This window comes from Alkalibacillus haloalkaliphilus C5 (assembly GCF_000269905.1).
Taxonomy (GTDB): Bacteria; Bacillota; Bacilli; order Bacillales; family Alkalibacillaceae; genus Alkalibacillus; species Alkalibacillus haloalkaliphilus_A.
In genome coordinates this window covers 1-4,449 of record NZ_AKIF01000194.1, presented here as the reverse complement: position 1 = coordinate 4,449, position 4,449 = coordinate 1, and the positions used below count along the sequence as shown (strand labels likewise).

7 protein-coding genes are annotated in these 4,449 nt (G+C 38.2%); 2 read left to right on the top strand and 5 right to left on the bottom strand.

Annotation, left to right across the window (positions count from 1 at the left end):
• Positions 1-104: 104 nt before the first annotated feature.
• The 3 genes from A194_RS0114965 to A194_RS0114955 are packed head-to-tail and all read right to left on the bottom strand — an operon-like array spanning position 105 to position 2,682.
• Positions 105-1,016 (bottom strand): metal ABC transporter substrate-binding protein, encoded by a 912-nt coding sequence (locus tag A194_RS0114965; RefSeq protein WP_017187609.1) that lies wholly within the window; start codon positions 1,014-1,016, stop codon positions 105-107.
• Between the two features lie 38 nt (positions 1,017-1,054).
• On the bottom strand, positions 1,055-1,921 hold the full coding sequence (locus A194_RS0114960; RefSeq protein ID WP_017187608.1) for a metal ABC transporter permease: 867 nt from the start codon (positions 1,919-1,921) through the stop codon (positions 1,055-1,057).
• Positions 1,921-2,682: a metal ABC transporter ATP-binding protein gene (locus tag A194_RS0114955; protein WP_017187607.1), complete on the bottom strand. Its 762-nt coding sequence runs from the start codon at positions 2,680-2,682 to the stop codon at positions 1,921-1,923. The genes A194_RS0114960 and A194_RS0114955 overlap by 1 nt, the downstream gene beginning before the upstream one ends.
• A 308-nt stretch (positions 2,683-2,990) precedes the next feature.
• On the opposite strand from A194_RS0114955, the gene A194_RS0114950 reads away from it, so the two are divergent.
• Positions 2,991-3,401, top strand: a complete 411-nt coding sequence (locus A194_RS0114950) for a hypothetical protein (RefSeq protein ID WP_017187606.1) — start codon at positions 2,991-2,993, stop codon at positions 3,399-3,401.
• Between the two features lie 21 nt (positions 3,402-3,422).
• The gene (locus tag A194_RS0114945) at positions 3,423-3,827 is read left to right on the top strand and encodes a hypothetical protein (protein WP_017187605.1); all 405 of its coding nucleotides are present in this window, start codon (positions 3,423-3,425) and stop codon (positions 3,825-3,827) included.
• Between the two features lie 29 nt (positions 3,828-3,856).
• Here the strand turns inward: A194_RS0114945 and A194_RS0114940 are convergent, their stop codons facing one another.
• The gene (locus A194_RS0114940; RefSeq protein ID WP_017187604.1) at positions 3,857-4,237 is read right to left on the bottom strand and encodes a hypothetical protein; all 381 of its coding nucleotides are present in this window, start codon (positions 4,235-4,237) and stop codon (positions 3,857-3,859) included.
• A 13-nt stretch (positions 4,238-4,250) separates the two neighbouring features.
• The coding region (locus A194_RS18730) for an FAD-dependent oxidoreductase (RefSeq protein WP_040403129.1) at positions 4,251-4,449 on the bottom strand (199 nt) is incomplete at its 5' end.

The following is a 4,449-nucleotide window of genomic DNA, read 5'->3' as shown; positions in this document are numbered from 1 at the left end:
GTCCGACATTAATACCACTTCGTCCGACAATTACGCAGCCGCACCCCTCCCCAAAAACACGAAAAACCCCTTAAGCATTGTAAACTTAGGGGAGGCGAAAATTTTTATTCACTTAATGCACTCGTAATCGCTTCAACGTTGTGTTCCATCATGCCGATATAGCTGCTGGCATCGCCGCCGTCTTCAGCGACAGCGTCTGTAAAGATTGTCATATCGTAAATCGGAACACCTGAATCGGATGATACAGTTTCCATATGAACAGGGTTGATCGTTGATTCTAAGAAGACATATGGAATGTCACGCTCTCCTAGAAGGTCAACAACACGTGCTATTTGTTGTGGTGTTCCTTCTTCGTGAGCATTTAACTCCCAAATCCCTTCTGTTTCAAGTCCATAAGCTGCGCCAAAGTAAATGAACGCATCTTCACTTAGAACGATTAAACGATTTTCTTCAGGCACTTGCTCAACCTTTTCTTGAATCATTTCATCTAACTCAGCTAATTCCTGCTTGTAGTTATCTGCGTTTTCACGATAAACGTCTTCACCGTCTGGATCGATTTCGATTAACTCATCTAAAATGTTATCAACAAACATATTCACGTTGTTTGGATTTAACCAAGCGTGTGGATCATCTGTTTCCCCATCTGCTAACTTAATCGTGTCTATGCCTTCAGACAATTCTACAACTGGCGTATCCGTCACGTTATCCATTAACGATTCTAACCATTCCTCAAGACCTAAACCATTGACAAAAAACACATCAGAATCTGTTACTTTTTGAAAGTCACTTGGAACAGGTTCATGCTCATGGGGTTCTTCACCAATTGGTACAACGTAATCTACATTAGCACGCTCACCTGCGACTTGTTCTACAATGTCAGCAATAACTGAGAAGCTTGTTGTAACTTGAAGTTCTTCAACTTCACTAGTTTCATCTTCCCCTGAATTACACCCTACTAATAAGATACTAGCTAAAGCGATGATACTGATCATGCTGAAAATTTTCTTTCTAAACATTCTCCTTTTCCTCCTGTTTCCCTTTTAAATAATAAATTTTAAGCTTTGCTTGTCGTCATACGTCTGAACCAACGGACAAATACACCTTGTTTCGGTGAGAATAAAAAGGCTAACGTAAATAGTAATGTTGCCACAATGACGATCGATGCACCTGTTGCAACGTCATAAATGTATGAGTAATACACGCCGACAACAGCCGAAATGACGCCAAACACCGCTGATAAAGTTAGCATCATCGGTAAACGATCGGTCATTAAGTAAGCTGTCGCACCAGGCGTAATAAGCATTGCAACGACTAAAATAATACCTACTGTGTTCAATGACGCTACTGTAACGAGTGACAAAATGAACATGAGCATGTAATGAATCAATCGTGTTGGTAAGCCAATCGCTTTAGCCATCGTTGGATCAAACGTACTTAAAAGCAACTGCTTATAGAAAACAAAAATAAGTATTAAAACACCTACCGTAATACCTAGCGTCATCCATAAATCAGTTCGCGATACAGCTAATACGTTTCCAAATAAAATGTGCCAAACGTTAATACTTGTGCTTCCAATCGTCGTCACAAGTACAACCCCGACTGCAAACGTACCCGTCAGCAAAATACCAATTGCTGAATCGTCTTTAATGCGGCTGTTTTGTGAAATGTAGCCAATGCCTAGTGCGGTTAAAACACCGGTAATGACAGCACCAACGAAAAAGCTAGCACCTAACATATAAGCAATGACGACACCCGGTAACACCGCATGCGAAATTGCTTCACCCATCAGTGCCATGCCGCGCAAAATAATGAAACAGCCGACTACACCACAAACAATACCGACTAAAACACCTGCGATTAACGCATTTTGTAAAAATGGATACGTCATAACTGCATCGATAAAATAATTTAAATTTTCCATTACTTAACCACCACCATTTGGCCATCTCCGTCTTCACTGTGAAGCGTTGCGATATTACCGTTATATGCTTCACTAATGAGCTGTGGTTTAAATACATCTTCTTGCGCTCCAAACCCGACTAAGCGTTGGTTTAACAACATTAAGCTATCAAAATACTCTTCAACCTTACTTAAATCGTGGTGTACGACAAAAAGTGTTTTGCCTTGGTTACGAATTTTTCTTAGTAAATTGATAATGATTTGTTCTGATGATAAGTCAATTCCAGCAAACGGTTCATCTAAAAATAATAGATCTGATTCTTGCGCTAACGCTCGCGCAATGAAGACACGTTGCTGTTGACCACCTGATAATTCACCTATTTGTCGTCTGCGAAAATCTTCCATTCCGACTTGTTCTAAACATTCTAAAGCTTTTTCACGATCTTTTTTACCTGGTCTTTGCCACCATTTCAAGTGTGGATAACGACCCATCACGACGACGTCTTCTACTAATACCGGAAAATCAAAGTCAATCATACTTCGCTGCGGCACATAAGCGATTTTTTGACGCATTTTCGAAACCGATTGATCGAAAACTTTTATATCCCCTTGATTTTTCGGCACCATTCCCATAATGGCTTTAATTAACGTTGATTTCCCCGCACCGTTCGGACCGATAATCCCAATTAGCTCTTGTGTTGGTGCTTCAAACGTAATATTATCTAAAGCCATTTCGCCGTGATAAGAGACCGATAAATGATCGACTTTTACAGATGAAGTCAATTGTAAGCCTCCTTTTATTACCTCGTAAACAGCTAAAAGTTGCTTGTTTCGTAGGCCTTTTCAACATTTATACATACATATTTATTGCAGATATAAGTATAGTGTTCCAATTTTCATTAAGGACAATCATTTGTATTAACTCACATTTTTTTACCTAAGGCAAATCTCTATTATATTATAATGCTTTAACTTGAAAAATGTCTACAATTTTGCATTAATTTTTTTAAATTATTTTGTGACGCGAATTTTTAAAGGGTTACAAATTTCGACTTACTACTTATGGTAAACTTTGTTTAAGGGGGATTTGTATGAAGTTTTTAGATCGCTTTGTCACTGCATTATTATCTTCTTTTGTTTTTTCATTTATTTTGGCTCTTATCTTAATTGATGTGAGTGGCTTTTGGGTTAGCTTTATAATTGTGATGGCCTATTCATTAGGGGTTTTTATAATTGCAGGGATTTCGTTTTCCTTCGTTGGCGATTATATTATTAACAAAATCGACTCTCAAAATAAATGGTTAAATTATATAGCAGGCTTTCTTGTGTACGTCATCGGAGGAATCATCGGCAATATCTTTTTCTTCATTGGTTTGTATCATGAAGGTTTTGCTGGCTATACGATCTCAATGATGATCTATGGCGTAATCGGAGCACTCTTGTTTTATCACATGAGATATGTCGTGCGATTCTCGTTTCAGCAATTCGTTATTAGGGAATAGAATCTATGAGAGGGGGATTGTATGAGTTTATTAACGCGATTCGTCACAGCTCTATTGTCAGCGTTAGTATTTTCGGTAATTTTAGCATTTAGCGTTTTCAGCTTGAATGAATTTTGGCCTAGTTTATTTGTGCTCATGATGTATTCGACTTTACTTTTCATAACTGTCGGTGTTGGTTTTTCTTATTTAGGTGATTACGTGTTGAACAAATTCGCATTCAAACAACAGTGGCTTGACTACATAATAGGAATCATCGTTTATGCTGTCGGTGGTGTTTTAGCAAACATTTACTTTTTAACCTCATCTTTTAACTACGGTTTTTCTGCCGATACTGAAGCTCTACTGTACCTCGGTATTTTTGCGGCGTTGCTGTTTTACCATTTAAAATATGTTATCCAATTTACGTTTCAAACATTAGGTGTATAAAAGCACAACTTCCGGAATGGAGGTTGTGCTTATTTTTTCATCCATAATTGAACATGGTAATAAATATTAGCAGCGATTGTGCCATATAATGCCATAATCATGATTGCGTGTAATTCATTCTCTTGTCCAAATAAAATCATAACGATCACACCAACAATAGCACCTGCTATTGAATAGCTACACAACCCTGCTATGTATCTTTGCCAACTTGTCCTCAATTTCTTAATTAAATGGTCTATCAATATTGATATAGGGACCCCAGCAATTAAATAAATCAAACCGCTAATGAGCAAAGTGCTGACAAAAATAGTGAAGAAGATTCGATCGTCTGCTGGATTTGGAATAAAGGCCACTAACACGATTGTAATAGCGACTATAAATGCTGATAAGACTGCAGATAAAAATCTCACAAGGTTTCTCCCCTTAAATTTTATAAAGATCTGGATTTAACGTTAAGTTCTTCCCCATTAGTTGCTTAGCAATTTCTGACCCTAAAAACGGTCCGCTCGTAATGCCTGAAGCGCCAAGACCATTGGCGACATAAATGTGTGGTTGGTCCGGTAAAAAGCCAAAGACAGGTTGGTTTTGACTGACTTGGGGCCTGAATCCAACACGCGTTTCG

Excerpts from the sequence above, each read along its gene's own strand:
- A194_RS0114965 (WP_017187609.1), bottom strand. The coding sequence starts at position 1,016 with ATGTTTAGAAAGAAAATTTTCAGCATGATCAGTATCATCGCTTTAGCT.
- A194_RS0114960 (WP_017187608.1), bottom strand. The coding sequence starts at position 1,921 with ATGGAAAATTTAAATTATTTTATCGATGCAGTTATGACGTATCCATTT.
- A194_RS0114950 (WP_017187606.1), top strand. The coding sequence starts at position 2,991 with ATGAAGTTTTTAGATCGCTTTGTCACTGCATTATTATCTTCTTTTGTT.
- A194_RS0114945 (WP_017187605.1), top strand. The coding sequence starts at position 3,423 with ATGAGTTTATTAACGCGATTCGTCACAGCTCTATTGTCAGCGTTAGTA.